This window comes from Flavobacterium sp. KACC 22758 (assembly GCF_028736135.1).
GTDB lineage: Bacteria > Bacteroidota > Bacteroidia > Flavobacteriales > Flavobacteriaceae > Flavobacterium > Flavobacterium johnsoniae.
This window is the reverse complement of record NZ_CP117878.1, coordinates 4,142,685-4,157,672: the sequence shown is the minus strand read 5'-3', so window position 1 is coordinate 4,157,672 and position 14,988 is coordinate 4,142,685. Positions and strand designations below refer to the sequence as shown.

8 protein-coding genes are annotated in these 14,988 nt (G+C 35.1%); 2 read left to right on the top strand and 6 right to left on the bottom strand.

Translation table 11 applies throughout. From position 1 onward, the window contains the following. Positions 1-30 precede the first annotated feature (30 nt). On the top strand, positions 31-1,296 hold the full coding sequence (locus PQ462_RS17295; RefSeq protein WP_274250934.1) for a hypothetical protein: 1,266 nt from the start codon (positions 31-33) through the stop codon (positions 1,294-1,296). Positions 1,297-1,391: 95 nt separating this feature from the next. Here the strand turns inward: PQ462_RS17295 and PQ462_RS17290 are convergent, their stop codons facing one another. The 3 genes from PQ462_RS17290 to PQ462_RS17280 form a co-directional block, all read right to left on the bottom strand. Continuing rightward, positions 1,392-3,170 carry an AMP-dependent synthetase/ligase gene (locus PQ462_RS17290; protein WP_149206586.1) on the bottom strand — a complete coding sequence of 593 codons (1,779 nt, stop codon included), beginning with the start codon at positions 3,168-3,170 and terminating at the stop codon, positions 1,392-1,394. A 177-nt stretch (positions 3,171-3,347) separates the two neighbouring features. Then, entirely contained in the window at positions 3,348-3,779 is a 432-nt protein-coding gene (locus PQ462_RS17285; RefSeq protein WP_012026692.1) for a hypothetical protein, read from the bottom strand. Between the two features lie 144 nt (positions 3,780-3,923). Beyond that, positions 3,924-6,335 (bottom strand): TonB-dependent receptor domain-containing protein, encoded by a 2,412-nt coding sequence (locus PQ462_RS17280; protein ID WP_274250933.1) that lies wholly within the window; start codon positions 6,333-6,335, stop codon positions 3,924-3,926. Positions 6,336-6,569: 234 nt separating this feature from the next. On the opposite strand from PQ462_RS17280, the gene PQ462_RS17275 reads away from it, so the two are divergent. Beyond that, positions 6,570-6,854 carry a hypothetical protein gene (locus PQ462_RS17275; protein ID WP_147408420.1) on the top strand — a complete coding sequence of 95 codons (285 nt, stop codon included), beginning with the start codon at positions 6,570-6,572 and terminating at the stop codon, positions 6,852-6,854. A gap of 213 nt (positions 6,855-7,067) precedes the next feature. Here the strand turns inward: PQ462_RS17275 and purL are convergent, their stop codons facing one another. The 3 genes from purL to PQ462_RS17260 all read right to left on the bottom strand — a co-directional run bounded on the left by purL (position 7,068) and on the right by PQ462_RS17260 (position 14,930). Further along, a complete protein-coding gene (gene purL, locus PQ462_RS17270; protein WP_274250932.1) occupies positions 7,068-10,721 on the bottom strand; it encodes a phosphoribosylformylglycinamidine synthase in 3,654 nt (1,217 codons plus the stop codon). 283 nt (positions 10,722-11,004) lie between these two features. Further along, positions 11,005-12,846 carry an endonuclease gene (locus PQ462_RS17265; RefSeq protein WP_274250931.1) on the bottom strand — a complete coding sequence of 614 codons (1,842 nt, stop codon included), beginning with the start codon at positions 12,844-12,846 and terminating at the stop codon, positions 11,005-11,007. A gap of 230 nt (positions 12,847-13,076) precedes the next feature. After that, positions 13,077-14,930, bottom strand: a complete 1,854-nt coding sequence (locus PQ462_RS17260) for an endonuclease (protein WP_274250930.1) — start codon at positions 14,928-14,930, stop codon at positions 13,077-13,079. Between the last annotated feature and the right edge of the window lie 58 nt (positions 14,931-14,988).

The following is a 14,988-nucleotide window of genomic DNA, read 5'->3' as shown; positions in this document are numbered from 1 at the left end:
TACTATTAAGTAAACCTAAAAAACGATATCATGAAAAGTTGTAAAAATTATTCAGTAAGTAAAATTCTTGTATTTATTTTTTTAATGAATATTTCGTATAAAGGAATCAGCCAGACCATGGTGGGAAGAATTTATGATTATGTAAGACAGCAAAGCTTTGTGCTTTTTGATAATGGACTAATTATACAGAATGAGAATCCTATGAATAGTGGGTATGTACAAAGAGATCCTTCTGGATTTATGTACCTTAGGATACCAGCTGTAAATCCTATTGATAATGCTTATTTTGTTGCTTGGGATAAAAATATAGTAGAAATTAATCGATATAGGGGCGCTAATATAGTGGGACGTTATGAAGGTTTTGTTCCTGTAAATCCGTATAATACAGTTTACCATGCACCAAGTTATAATCAAAATTTTGGAGTTGAGATTTCACCAGGCAATTTTACTCCAATTCCTGATGGAGTTGTAGATGAAAAAAAATCTTTTGGAGATATTATGATTACAAATGAAGTCAAAGCGCAGGAATGTTATCAAAATGCCTATTCTCCTTCAACAGGACTTGATAGAGAAAAATTTACTATGTGTATGATTGAAAATATGGCAGGTAAAAGAGAACTGGATATTTTAAATTGTGTTCGAGATTCTAAAACGCCAGAAGAACAAACTCTTTGTCTATTTGGAAAATTAGGAGGATCCAAAGAAAGAGAAATTGCTCAAAAAATTTCAGAATGTTATGCGAATTATGGAAGTGATTGGAGTAAATATCCATTGTGTATGTCATCTTATGTAAATGATCCAACAGTATCTAAGGTACTTGCCTGTATGGAACAGCAAAGTAAAACAGGTAATGTTAGTTTTATAGGAACTGCTATGTGCTATGGATTGAAAGAATTTAATATGAATGCCGAAACTCAGATTATATTACAATGTGCCGCGGCTTCGGGAGGAGAACCTTATACTTTTGCCGGATGTGCGGGTGGGCAGTTACTAGCAAGAGAACTAGACAAATGTTTTACAAATGGTGTTGGTGGTGATAGTGGATGTTTTGGTAAAAATAATGATATTGTAAAAGGGCTTACAGCAATTGGAGATGCCCTTAATGTAAAATTTGGGCCAAATAATGATATTACAAAATTATGGAATAATACGGTAAGCGATATTACAAATGGCCCAGGTTATAATCATGATGCAGTAAAAACAATAAGGAATATAAGTAATGAAGTTGATAGAGCAGCTGATAATGTGAGTAAAGCGGTAAGGAAGGCAGTGCCTAAAATTAGAATTAAATGGTAATTTTTAATCAAAAGATGTTTTTAGTATCCATATTGCTTGTATTAAAAAAGGCTGTTCAATTGAACAGCCTTTTTCGTTTGGTTATATTATTTTGATTAATTATGATTATAGATTTTAGCGTAAAGATCTTTGTAGATTTCTTTAATGATTTTACGTTTCAATTTTAGAGTAGGAGTAAGCTGTCCGCCGTCGATAGACCATACATCTGGTGTTAATTCAAAGCGTTTTACTTGTTCCCAGTGTCCAAATTTTTTATTGATGCTTTCTACTTCTTCATCGATACGTTTAATAACATCTGGATTTGAACTAATTTCGGCATCAGAACTTCCTAAAGTAATTTTATGGATTTTTGCCCACTCTTTTACAAATTCAAAGTTTGGCTGAATAAAAGCACCAGGCATTTTTTCACCTTCGCCAATAACCATAATCTGCTCAATAAAACGAGATTGTTTCATGGCATTTTCGATCATCTGCGGCGCAATATATTTACCTCCCGAAGTTTTGAACATTTCTTTTTTACGGTCGGTAATTTTTAAGAAACCTTCACTGTCAATTTCTCCAATATCGCCTGTATGGAAATACCCGTCAATAACAGCTTCTGCAGTTTTTTCAGGATCTTTATAATAACCCAGCATTACGTTTGGACCTTTTAATAAAATTTCTCCGTCTTCGGCAATTTTAACTTCAACATTGCGGATTGGTTTTCCAACGGTTCCAATTTTAAATCCTCTGTTTCTTTGATCGTTAACGGCAATTACGGGAGAAGTTTCTGTTAAACCATATCCTTCCATAACCGGGATTTCTGCAGCAGCAAAAACTCTTGATAAGCGCGGCTGTAAAGCGGCACTTCCGGAAACCATCAAATCTAATTTTCCTCCTAAACCTTCTTTCCATTTACTGAAAATAAGTTTGCGGGCGATTTTCAATTGAAATTCATACCAAAAGCCATTTGCTCCGTATGGTTCATATTTTAAGCCTAAATCAATAGCCCAGAAAAAAAGTTTTTTCTTGATACCTGTTAATTCAGTCCCTTTTGCGTAAATTTTATCGTAAACTTTTTCTAAAAGTCGTGGTACAGCTGTAATTACAGTTGGACGAACTTCTTTTAAGTTATCGCTGATTTTGTCAATAGATTCTCCAAAATAAACCGAAACTCCATAATATTGATAAATGTATAAAATCATTCTTTCAAAAATATGGCAGATTGGCAGAAAGCTCAAAGCAGTGCTTTTTCCCGGATCAAACGGAATTCTTGGAGCACTGTCCAGAACATTCGAAACGATATTTTTATGAGAAAGCATAACGCCCTTTGGCCTTCCTGTAGTTCCGGAAGTATAAATAATTGTAGCTAAATCATCTGTGTGAATGCTGTCTTTTCTGGCTTCAACTTCGCTTTGATTGCTTTCGTCTTCGCCGGCCAAAAGAAGATCTGACCAGTGTTTGCATCCAGGAATTTCATTAAAAGAATAAACTTCTTTCAAAGTAGGCACATTGGCTTTAATTGCATTTACTTTTTGTAAAACTTCGTCATCAGAAACAAAGCAATAAATACTGCCGCTGTGATTTAAAATATATTCGTAATCTTCCTCTGCAATTGTTGGATAAATTGGAACATTTTGCGCACCAGTCTGCAAAATACCAATATCCATTATATTCCATTCGGTACGGTTATTAGAACTTATTAAAGCAATTTTATCATCTTTTTGAACGCCCATGCGCAATAATGCTCTCGAAACGGCATTAGCTTTTGCAATATATTCCTCGGTGGATGTTTTTTCCCAGACTCCGTTTTTTTTGGTTGCCAGAGCAACTGGGAGGTTGTAAGTTTCTTGTTGATAATAGGGAAAATCAAAAAGGCGTGTGATTGAAACCATGTTTAATATATTGAATTTTACTGCAAATTAAATAAAATTTAGGTATGATTTTTTATTTTATGGAATTTTATGGGAAAATTTATAGAGACTATTAAAAATCAACGAAAACGTTTTCTTTTTTCTCGTAAAATTTCAAAAAAATCAAGAAAAATTTAATTTGAAGCTGTTTTTAAAAGCCTACTGTACGTTGTAATCTTCGTAAGCTTTTACTCTTTCGCCCATTAAAAACATTTTTTTCTTGGCAAAATGAATAGAGAATTGAGAATAGTACCATTCATTGCTGTCGTTTGGTCTGTACCAAAAAGTATAAGACTTGCTGTTAAAACCTTCTTTAAAAATAGCAACACCTTCTTCAGAGCATTCAATTCCCCAATTGATTTTTTTCTTGCTTAAATCATCTGCCTGAATAAAACCGGTACCATCTGGATTTAAAACCGTAACAGGTTCTTTCATTCCAATAGGGGCATAAGTTCCCTGAACCGGAAAACCAATAGTAGTAGTAATGTATCGTTCTTTAGAATTATGGGTAATTTGGTTTACTTCAACTTGCGAATATGATTTTACAGCAATAAAAAATAAGGCAGCAAGGAATACATGTACAGATTTCATTCTATTTAGGTTTAAGTGTTTTTGGCGTTTACAGAAAAATCAGCGGCAGATTTTTCGAGGCTAATATAGTTTAAATTTTAATAGAAAGACGAATCTGAAATATTAAGAATGCTGTTTTTTTAAGTTTTAGTTTTTTGAGATTATTTATTCTGTAGAAAACTGATTTTCTAACAGCTTTTCTTTAAAATCAGATCTGAAGGTATAAGCAAAAGTAAGCATAAGAGCACGGGTATCAGATTTAGAAGTTCTGCTGTTTCTAAATAGCAGAGTATTGTTTTTATAACCGCTTTCTAAAGTGTTGAACATATCGGTTACAACAAGACCTAATCTGGCATTGCTTTTTCCTAATTTCTGCTGAAATCCCATGTCTGCATTATAAATTGGAATTCTTTTTCCCTGAGCAGTTGCTACAGCAGAATTATAGTTGCCTATTACCTGAAGTTTCCCGCCTTTCCAGGGCGTAAAATTATTAATGATTTTTCCGTACCAGCTAAAAGCACTGCTCACCACATCTTCTGATTGCGGTAAATTACCGGCATTAATATTTTGCTGAAAAGCCGTTAAACTAATATTTCCATCGTAGAAAGAAATTGGCTTAAAGCTAAAAATAGTTTCAAGTCCGTATGTAACTGTATTTCCAATGTTTTGCGGCTGCAATAAAATCACTCCGTTATCTTGAAGAACACCGTATTGTCTAATCGTATTATTGGCATTTCTGTAAAAAGCATTGCCGGAAAGAGAATATTTGTCCCAGTCTTTATTGTAGCTTAATTCTACGATATGAATAATTTCTGGTTTTAGATAAGGATTTCCTCCATGCGGATTCAAAGCGTCTGTAATGTCAATAAATGGATTTAAATCATCTAAATCCGGACGATTAATACGTTTACTGTAACCAAATTTTAGAAATTCATCAGATTTTAAATTCAATTGTACAGATCCAGAAGGGAAAATTTTTAAATAATCATTGCTAAAATGATCACTATTGTTTTGTGTTGCCCCATTGTTAGAAACATTTTCTGCACGAAGTCCTAAATTGTATTTCCATTTTTGATTTTCCTTAGAACCAGAATAGGAATTCCAAAGTGCATAAACGGCATTTATCTGCTCATTAAAATCAAAAATATTACTCACCATCGGATTTACCACGTACTCACCATTTGTAAGATCTGCACTTTGAAAATCAGAATTAAAAAGTCTAAAAGTTCCTTTATATCCGGTTTCAATTATAGATTTTTCTGAAATAGGAAAAGCATAGTTTACAATTGCATTCGAAATATTTTCTTTTTCATAATTATGTGTTCGCTGCCAAAAAGTATCGCCAATTGGTGCATAATTTTCATCATAATTGTCCGTGTCGATATCGGTGTTTTCTCTATGGAAATTGTATGAAGTGGTAATACTTGCAGTTAAACTTTTTCTGTCATCAGAAAACTTTCGATCGTAATTAAATGCAAATTCCGCAGCTTTAGAACGTTCTAATTCCAGGGAATGTCGTTTATTACTAGAGTAAAACTGATTAGAACTATTGAGGATATCTGTTTTTAAGGTTTCATCATTATCCTGACTTTCCATGTTTCCAAGTGCTTCAAAAGAAATAGTATTTCTGTCATTTGGCGAAAAATCAACGTTCAGTTTTAAATTCTGCAGACCTTCAGTTCTTTCATCGCTTCTGTTCTGATTAATAAAATGTTCATCATCAATGAAATAATTCTTTCTTTCACCTTTAATATTTTTCGTTCTTCCGGCAAAACGATTATCATACGCAAGACCAACATTCCATTTATCGGTTTTATTGTTTAAAAGCACAGAGCTGTTCATTCTTCCTTTTGCTCCAAATCCGCCGCCCAGAACAGCCGCACCGTTTAATCCGTTTAAGTTGTTTTTCTTTAATTTAATATTGATGATTCCACTTTCGGCATTGGCATCATATTTTGCTGTTGGACTTGTAATGATTTCGATACTTTCGATACTGCTTGCCGGAATCTGATTCATATTTGTAATAGCAGAATTTTTTCCATTAATTAAAATTAAAGGTGTTTTTCCTCTAAGTGAAATAGCATCATCTGCATCAACAGCAACAGTTGGGATATTTTTGAGCATATCAATTGCAGTGCCGCCGGTTTGTGAAATATTAGAAACGGCATTAAAAACAAAACCTTCGTTCGTTTTTTGAATCTGCTTTTTCTGAGAATTTACAACTACCGTATTAAGAAGATTGGCATCTTCCTGCAAAACAATATTTCCAAGCGAAAATGGAGTTCCTGTATATTTTATTTTCTGACTATTTGATTTGAAGCCAATTAAGCGAAACTTTAAAATATATTCTGCTGAGTTTATATTTTCAAGAACAAATTTTCCTGACGAATCTGTAACAGCATAAGCTGCTGTTTTTGTAGTATCTGTAACAGGTTTTAAAACCACATCGACAAATTCGAGAGGAGTTTTACCGTCTGAAATAGTTCCGGTAACAGAATTTGTTTTTTGACTAAATGAGTATTGGCTTATAGCAAATAAGAGAATTGCGGCTATTAAATTTTGTTTCCATTTTTCCATGCAGCAAAGTTATCTATCATGTTAAATGAAGCCTCAAAAACTGCCTTAAGATATCATTAAGCTATTCTTATATGTCAATTAGAGTACAATTAATGAAGATAAAAAACAGGCTTTTTCCCCTTTCAAAAACAGTAGTTTACCTTATGAAACCAAATTTGGCTTATTCTAATTTTACCTCAGTCAAATGCGGAAGCCGAAAAGCAAAAGAGTAGGCGTAAATCAAATCATGAAATTATGGAAACTGCTTTATTTTTAGCAATGGGCTGGTGCGGAACCAAATACCCAGGCTGGTGGAGACGTTTTTGGAAAAACCCGCCGCCACCGCCGGATCCAGAACCTTGGTGGACTGCTGCCTTAATCGGAATTGGACTTGTAGCAGGAGCTGCAGGCGGATTATTCTTTAGCAATGCCATCGCAGAAAATCAATTTTTTGCAGGTCAAAATGCAGTTGCTTCGGGGCTGTTTGCATTTGGAGCTTCAAATGTTGCAACAGGCATTGCTTCAGCCTTTAGAAACTAAAAAAAATGCCTCGACTTAGGGATAGCGTCGGGGCATTTTTTTTTAGAATGAAATATTTTGTCGGCCATAAATTACACGAATTTTCACGAGCTATTTTTTATAGCCACAGATTAAAATGATTTCTTTTATTCAGAAAAAATCTGTGCTAATCTGTGTAATCTGCAGCTAAAAAAAACGCCCGATAGTTTCGGGCGCTTTAGTAAAAATATATTTTTAGTTTTTCTCAATCCATTTTCTGGCGTTAACAAAAGCTTCATGCCAAGGTGAAACCTCGTCATTTCTGTCTTTTGGATAATGAGCCCAGTTCCATTGGAAAGTAGAACGCTCAATATGAGGCATCATAACCAAATGTCTTCCAGTTTTATCACACATCATTGCCGTGTTGTAGTCAGAACCATTTGGGTTTGCAGGATAACCTTCGTAAGCATATTTAGAAACAATGTTGTATTGGTCTTCTGCATAAGGCAATTTGAATTTACCTTCTCCGTGAGAAACCCAAACTCCTAAAGTACTTCCAGCCAATGTCGATAACATAACTGAGTTGTTTTCCTGAACTTTTACAGAAGTAAAGATACTTTCGTGTTTCTGGCTTTCGTTATGAAGCATTTTTCCGTGAACTTCGTGTTCTGGATTAATCACTTCTAATTCCATAAACAACTGGCATCCGTTACAGATTCCAACAGATAAAGTATCTTCTCTTTTAAAGAAATTATCTAAAGCTGTTTTTGCTTTTTCGTTGTATAAGAAAGCTCCAGCCCAGCCTTTAGCAGAACCTAAAACATCTGAGTTAGAGAATCCTCCAACTGCACCAATAAACTGAATATCTTCAAGATTTTCACGTCCAGAAATTAAATCCGTCATGTGAACGTCTTTTACGTCAAAACCTGCCAAGTACATTGCATTTGCCATTTCGCGCTCAGAATTACTTCCCTTTTCACGAATAATAGCTGCTTTTGGTCTTGGTTTAGAGTTGTCGATTTCTGGTTTCTTTCCTGTGAAATGTGCAGGGAAAGTATATTGTAAAACCTGATTTTTATAGTTTTCAAAACGTGCCTGAGCTCTTCCGTTTTTAGATTGTTTTTGATCTAATAAATAAGAAGTTTCAAACCACACGTCTCTGTAAGTTGGAATATCTAAATTCCAATTTCCAATTTCCAAAGTTGCTGTAGAAGTTACAGAACCAATTTTGAAGAATTCGATATTATTACCTTTCAATTTAGCTTCAACAGCTGCATCAGATTTAGCCTGGAATACAATTCCGATATTTTCTGCGAAAAGAATTTTCAATAAATCTTTTTCTGCGAAAGCAGAGAAATCAATTTTTGCTCCAAGATTTACATCAGCAAAACACAATTCTAATAAAGTAGTAATTAAACCACCGCTTCCAATATCGTGACCTGCTAATATTTGGTTTTCACCAATTAATTCCTGAATGGTATTAAATGCATTTTTGAAGAAAGCCGAATTTTTAATGGTAGACGTTTCGTTTCCGATTGTATTTCTGATTTGTGCAAAAGATGAACCTCCTAATTTGAAATCATCCTGAGACAAATTGATATAATAGATAGAATCTCCGTTTTTCTGTAAAACTGGTTCAACTACTTTTCTAATATCTGTACAGTTTCCAGCAGCTGAAATAATAACCGTTCCCGGCGCAATTACTTCATCATTTGGATATTTTTGTTTCATTGAAAGAGAATCTTTTCCTGTCGGAATATTGATTCCTAATTCAATTGCAAAATCTGAACAGCCTTGTACCGCATCGTATAAACGAGCATCTTCACCTTCATTTTTACAAGCCCACATCCAGTTTGCAGATAATGAAACTCCTTTTAATCCATTGATAATTGGCGCCCAAACTAAGTTTGATAACGATTCAGCGATAGCATTTCTAGATCCTGCAACCGGATCAATTAAAGCTGCGATAGGAGCATGCCCAATAGAAGTTGCAATACCTTCTTTACCTAAATAATCCAGAGCCATAACTCCAACATTATTCAACGGCAATTGTAACGGTCCTGCATTTTGCTGTTTTGCTACTTTTCCTCCAACGCAACGGTCAACTTTGTTGGTTAACCAGTCTTTTGAAGCAACAGCTTCTAAACGTAAAACGTCTTTTAAATATGATTCGAAATCTGCTGCGTTGTACCCAACATCAGCATATTTTCTGTCAACCGTTTTGTCTGTCATAACCGTTTTTGGAGAACTTCCGAAGAAATCTTCTAAAGCATAATCCATCGGTTTTGAGCCATTTGACTGTGATTGGAAAGTAAAACGGTGATCTCCCGTTACATCTCCAACCTGATACATTGGGGAACGCTCTCTGTCGGCAATTCTTTGCAGCGTATCAATATCTTTTTGACCAATAACCAATCCCATTCTTTCCTGAGATTCGTTACCAATGATTTCTTTTGCAGAAAGAGTAGGATCTCCAACTGGTAATTTGTCTAAATCAATTAAACCTCCAGTTTCTTCCACTAATTCAGAAAGGCAGTTTAAGTGTCCACCCGCACCGTGATCGTGAATAGAAACAATTGGGTTATTGTCGCTTTCTACTAAACCGCGAATCGCATTTGCAGCACGTTTTTGCATTTCAGGATTTGAACGCTGAATGGCATTTAATTCGATTCCTGAACCGAAAGCTCCTGTATCTGCAGATGAAACTGCAGCACCACCCATTCCAATTCTATAATTTTCTCCACCAAGAATTACGATTTTATCGCCTTCTTGTGGTTTCTTTTTAATTGACTGATCCAGTTTTCCGTATCCAATTCCGCCCGCCTGCATGATCACTTTATCGTAACCAATTTTACGGTCGTTTTCTGAATGTTCGAAAGTTAAAACTGAACCTGTAATAAGCGGCTGACCAAATTTATTTCCAAAATCAGAAGCTCCGTTTGAAGCTTTGATCAAAATATCCATTGGTGTTTGGTACAACCATTTTCTTTCTTCAACAGCATTTTCCCATTTTCTGTCATCGTTCAAACGAGAATAAGATGTCATATAAACTGCAGTTCCTGCTAATGGCAGTGAACCTTGACCACCTGCAAGACGGTCACGAATTTCTCCTCCAGAACCTGTTGCAGCTCCGTTGAAAGGTTCAACTGTTGTTGGGAAATTGTGTGTTTCGGCTTTTAAAGAGATAACCGAATCAAATTCTTTTATTTCGTAAAAATCAGGTTTATCGGCAGATTTTGGTGCAAATTGCTGCACTTTTGGTCCTTTTACAAAAGCAACGTTGTCTTTGTAAGCAGAAACAATATCGTTAGGGTTTTCCTGAGATGTTTTTTTGATTAATTTAAAAAGAGAAGTCTCTTTTTCTTCACCGTCAATAACAAAAGTTCCGTTGAAGATTTTGTGACGACAGTGTTCTGAGTTTGCCTGAGAGAAAGCGAAAATTTCAGAATCTGTTAATTTTCTTCCTAGTTTAGCAGCAAGATTGTTTAAGTATTCAACTTCTTCTTCGCTTAAAGCTAAACCTTCAACTTTGTTATAAGCAGCAATATCATCAATTTCCAGAATTGGTTCCGGCTGAATGTTAATTGTGAAGATTTCCTGATCTAATTCGTTGAATTTTTGAGAAAGCATTGGGTCAAAATCATTGAAATCTTCCGTTGCCGGATGAAATTCTTCAATTCTGATAATGCCCGGAACACCCATATTTTGAGTGATTTCTACAGCATTTGTGCTCCACGGTGTGATCATAGTGGCACGGGGACCAACAAAAAAACCCGTCAGTGCGGATTTTTCGATCTTATTTGCGTCGGCAAAAAGCCAGTTTAATTTTGAAATGTCTTGAGCTGAAATTTCGTTTTGCGTTTGTACGGCAAAAACAGTTTTGCTTTGGTTTTCAAAGAAATGGATCATTGTGATGTGTAGTTTGTTGTATTGAGCTGCAAATTTAATGTAAATAAATAGCAAGCGCAAATTTGATAACAAACTCTTTTGAAAAAAATGAAATTGCTCTGAAATACGATTGAATTTTAAGGATTTTGTATTTAATCCCGCAAAGGCGAAAAGTTTTTTGTTTCACGAAGATGCAGCAGATTGAGCAGACTTAATGTAATAGAGTTTTCAATAAATCTGTGTCAATATATTTATTAAGATTTCTTAATCTGCCATATCTGCCGAATCTGCGTGAAAAAAATATTTAGTTGATTATGATCTTTTTAATAGTAGTTTTTGAATCCTTTTCGATTTTAACAATATAAATTCCGCTTGGAAGATAAATTACCGAGATTACAGAATCTGAAGCATTTTGTTTTTCAAAAACCTTTTGTCCTGTAAAAGAGAATATTTCTAAGCTGTAAGGAGAATCAAAATTGTTTAAACCAATATTAAAATTTCCATCTGAAGGATTAGGGAAAATCACAATCTCATCTGAAGTTTCAACAACTTCTTCGATTGGTCTGGCCATTTTGCTTCCTAAATTATTGCAGGTATCTTGTGAAAACGAATCCCATTGGGCACTTAAGTTAAAAGTTGTGCTAGGAGAAGTTACTGTCGATTTTCTTCTTAAAGTTACATCTGCTGCAAAATTTGCAGTTCCGCCGTTAAAAGTTCCTATGATGTCAATTAAAACTCCATTTTTAAATAACCCTACAGCATCGTTTCCGTTGAAAGTTAGTTCTGTTGCTGTTGTCGAAATATTGGCAGAACTAGTAGGGAAACAGCTTGATGACATTGAACTGTTTACTACTACAAATTTGCTTCCTGTCGCTAATGTTCCTGTTAAAGCCAATCCTGTACTCCACGAACCGGCTCCGTTTGTTTGTTTTTTAATGGTGTAAGCAGACAAACTAACAGAACTTCCGGTATTGTTGGCAATTTCAAGGGCTTTGTTATTTCCTGAACCTTCAATGTATTCAGAGAAAAGCAGGTCTGTTGCAGTTCCAGTTCCGCTGCTGTTCGTTGTAACCGAAATAGTATTGCTTGATGCAGAAGCATTTCCGGCAGCATCTTTTGCTTTTACATAAATAGAATAAGCTGTAGAAGCTGTTAAACCTGTAATGGTTGCTGTTGTGCCCGAAACTGTTGTTTTGTAAGCGCTGTTTGCATAAACATCATAAGCTGTAACGGCTGCATTGTCTGTGGAAGCGTTCCACGAAAGTGAAATTGAAACCGCTGTTTTTGAAGTTGAGGCTAAGCTCGTTGGAGCAGTTGGAGCCTGTGTATCTGTAGAAGATGTTCCGCCCCAGATTTGGTTTACATATTCCGGATGATCAATAAACGGATTTCTGTTGTTTTGACGGGCATAAATAGCATTATTTCTGGCAATTTCTCTGGTACTTACAGGATCTTGTGCGTGCCACGCCAAAAGCATATTTAAGAAAGCGGTTGTAAAAACCTGATTGCTTGAACCATTAAACATAGCATAAGAATATCCGGCAACTGTGTTTTCATATCGTGTTGCAAAATAAAAATACATTCGGGCAATATCGCCTTTAAAAGCATTGATGGGTTCAAATACGGTTCCTGAATATCCGGATACGCTGCTTGAGCCTAGTTTACTTCCATTTTGAGAAGTATAAGTTGCAGAGTTTACAGTTCCGTGCGGATAATTAGAACGCATTCCGTTTACTTTTCCGTCGGTTGGTGTAATAAAATGCGCATCGGCAACCATTGGTGACTGTTCGTTAAAAACCGACTGAGGAATTATATGTTCTCTGTTGTAGCAATCGCCTTCTGCAGAATAATTGCCGCATCTTTGGGTTGTTCCTGTTGTATAATTATAAGGGTCAGTTCCGGATGGATTTTCAGAATACATATCCAGAATTGTTCCGTCGTTTTCGTAAAAATTATCAACGTCAGATGTTAGATAAGTTGTATATAATCCTGCATAACCATTATTGGTGTGGTCTTTAATAATGTTATACAATTGTGTTTTTAAAGTATAACCTGTTCCGGTTGCAGTATTGTAATAACCAGAAGGTATTTGAGAAAAACCAACAATAGAAAACAGTAATAACAGCAAAAAGTAGTTTTTTTTCATAGTCAATAGTTTAAGATTTGGTTATTTTAGATGTTTTTAAAAATCTGATTATTAGAATTTTAAAAATGTATTGTAGCAAATCTACTACTTTTATGAATACACCGCGTTAAGCAATGTTTAATTTTTGATATATTTTCTTACGATGTTTTTATAAACATAAATCCCGCAGAGACACGATTTTTAAAAATCAGAGCCTTTGCGGGAAGTATACCAAGTAGAAAATAACTTATCTAGTTGATAATTATTTTTTTGCTGCTTGTTTTTGAGCCTTGCGTAATGCGTACAATATAAACTCCTTTTTGAATATTATTCACATTTATCGATGAATTGAGACTGTTCTTTTGTGAAAAAACTCTTTGTCCTAAAATTGATATTATTTCAATATTTGAAGCTTCATTTGAATCTTTCAATTGAATTGTAAAATGACCATTTGAAGGATTTGGATAGATTGAAAATATAGCAGAGTCAAAATCTCCAGTTCCTAAATTTGCTAATGTATGACTTCCTAATCCGCTGCAAGTGTCTTTAGGATACACATCCCATTCTGCAGCTTTATCAAAAATAGTATTTGGTGAAGAAATCGTTGGTTTTCTTCTTAAAGTTTCGTCAATAGAAAAATTAGCAGTATTGCCTAAAGTACCAATTATATCGATTAAAACATCGTTTTTAAATAATCCTACAGGATCATTTCCGTTAAACTGAAGTTCAGTTGCACCGCTTGATAAATTAGCACTTGCCGGAGCAAAACAAGTCGCAGCTGCCTGACTGTATGTAATTACATACGATGCACCATGGGCTAATGTTCCCGTTAATGCAAGTCCGGAAGTTGATGTCCACGGTCCGGCGCCGTTAACCTGTTTTTTTATAGCATATTTAGTTAAATCGACTGTGTTTCCTGTGAAATTTGAAATTTCTAAGTATTTATTGTTTCCGGAACCTTCAACATATTCGGTGAAGAAAATTTCATTCGTAACAGTACCGCCGCCTCCAGATGGTGCTTCAGTTGTAGTTCCGTTTACAGAGGTGCTTTGAGTAGAAGAATTATTGGATGCGTCTTTTGCAATTACATAAAAAGAATAAGTTGTGGAAGGAGTTAATCCTGATATTGTTGCAGTGGTACTCGTTGCATTTTGTTTAAAAACATTGTTTACGTAAATCGCATAAGCTGCAATTCCTGAATTATCTGTGGAAGCCGACCAGCTTAAACTTATTGAGTTTGAAGTGCTTTGTGTAACCGTTAAGTTTTGAGGCGTAGTTGGAGGTGTAGTATCGTCTGATTCAGTTGTCCAGATTTGATTTACATATTCCGGATGATCTATAAATGGATTTCTGTTGTTCTGACGTGCATAAATAGCATTGTTTCGCTCTATTTCTCTCGGACTTACCGGATCTTGTGTATGCCAGGCTAGAAGAATATTTAAGAAAGCTGCTGTAAAAACTTTATTTGAAGTTCCGTTAAACATTGGATATGAATATCCGGCAATTGTATTTTCATATCGTGTTGCAAAATAAAAATACATTCGGGCAATATCCCCCTTAAATTCATCGATTGGTTCAAAAACAGTCCCTGAGTATCCCGCAGTAGCATTTGCACCTAATTTGCTTCCGTTTAAAGAGGTATAAGTTGGATTATTTACAACGCCATGAGGGTAATTCGAGCGCATTCCGTTAACCTTTCCATCTGTTGGGGTAATAAAATGAGCATCGGCCACCATTGGTGATTTTTCGTCAAATACAGATTGTGGAATGATGTGTTCTCTGTTGTAACAATCCCCTTCTTTGACATAATTGCCACATCTTTGAGTAGTGGCAATACTGTAGCTGTAAGGATCTGTTCCTGTTGGATTTTCAGAATACATGTCTAAAACCGTACCGTCATTTTCATAAAAATGATCAAGGTCTGATGTGGCATACGTTACATAAAGTCCGCCATATCCATTATCGGTATGACCTTTAATAATATTGTACAATTGTGTTTTTAATGCATAGCCGGTTCCTGTTGCCGTATCATAATATCCAGCTGGAATTTGTGAAAAAGCAGATGTAAAAACCAGTACAAAAAGAAAAAAGTAGTTTTTTTTCATAAATAAGCAGGTTGAAATTGTGACTTGAAGTCTTAAAATAAATAGGTTTAATTTTTAG

Excerpts from the sequence above, each read along its gene's own strand:
- PQ462_RS17295 (WP_274250934.1), top strand. The coding sequence starts at position 31 with ATGAAAAGTTGTAAAAATTATTCAGTAAGTAAAATTCTTGTATTTATT.
- PQ462_RS17290 (WP_149206586.1), bottom strand. The coding sequence starts at position 3,170 with ATGGTTTCAATCACACGCCTTTTTGATTTTCCCTATTATCAACAAGAA.
- PQ462_RS17285 (WP_012026692.1), bottom strand. The coding sequence starts at position 3,779 with ATGAAATCTGTACATGTATTCCTTGCTGCCTTATTTTTTATTGCTGTA.
- PQ462_RS17280 (WP_274250933.1), bottom strand. The coding sequence starts at position 6,335 with ATGGAAAAATGGAAACAAAATTTAATAGCCGCAATTCTCTTATTTGCT.
- PQ462_RS17275 (WP_147408420.1), top strand. The coding sequence starts at position 6,570 with ATGGAAACTGCTTTATTTTTAGCAATGGGCTGGTGCGGAACCAAATAC.
- purL (WP_274250932.1), bottom strand. The coding sequence starts at position 10,721 with ATGATCCATTTCTTTGAAAACCAAAGCAAAACTGTTTTTGCCGTACAA.
- PQ462_RS17265 (WP_274250931.1), bottom strand. The coding sequence starts at position 12,846 with ATGAAAAAAAACTACTTTTTGCTGTTATTACTGTTTTCTATTGTTGGT.
- PQ462_RS17260 (WP_274250930.1), bottom strand. The coding sequence starts at position 14,930 with ATGAAAAAAAACTACTTTTTTCTTTTTGTACTGGTTTTTACATCTGCT.